Here is a 638-nt window from a genome sequence, read left to right as displayed (position 1 = left end):
AAAAGTAGCAATTGACAAAGCAGCCGAAGCAAAGAAAGCAGAAATCGATCAAACGCCACACGCGACGGACGAAGAAAAGGCAGCAGCCAAAGCGAAAGTCGATGAAGCAGTGACAACTGCTAAAAACGCGATAGACCAAGCAACAAATAACGCAGGCGTAGATACAGCGAAAACTGAAGGAACAGATGCCATTAATCACGTCCAACCAACGGTTGAGAAAAAAGCCCAAGCAAAGAACGCAATAGATGAAGTTGCTCGTGCTAAAAAAGCGGAAATAGACCAAACACCAAACGCAACAGATGAAGAAAAAGCAGCAGCCAAAGCGAAAGTTGATGAAGCAGTGACATCAGCTAAAAATGCGATAGATCAAGCAACAAATAACGCAGGCGTAGACACTGCTAAATCTTCAAGTGTAGACGCGATCAATCATGTGCAACCAACGGTTGTTAAGAAAGACGAAGCAAAAGTAGCAATTGACAAAGCAGCCGAAGCTAAGAAAGCAGAAATCGATCAAACGCCAAACGCAACAGAAGAAGAAAAAGCAACAGCCAAAGCGAAAGTCGATGAAGCAGTGACAACTGCTAAAAACGCGATAGACAAAGCAACAAATAACGCAGGCGTAGATACAGCGAAAACTG

General features: G+C 43.7%; 1 protein-coding gene. It reads left to right on the top strand.

The window, feature by feature from the left end:
- A partial coding sequence (locus JVV30_RS12575) for a DUF1542 domain-containing protein (RefSeq protein WP_204194330.1) occupies positions 1–638 on the top strand: 638 nt, incomplete at both ends.

The organism is Staphylococcus sp. GDY8P47P (genome assembly GCF_016892225.1).
In the GTDB taxonomy this organism is placed as follows: Bacteria; Bacillota; Bacilli; order Staphylococcales; family Staphylococcaceae; genus Staphylococcus; species Staphylococcus borealis.
The sequence above is the reverse complement of the archived record's forward strand: the minus strand, read 5'-3'. Positions and strand labels throughout refer to the sequence as shown.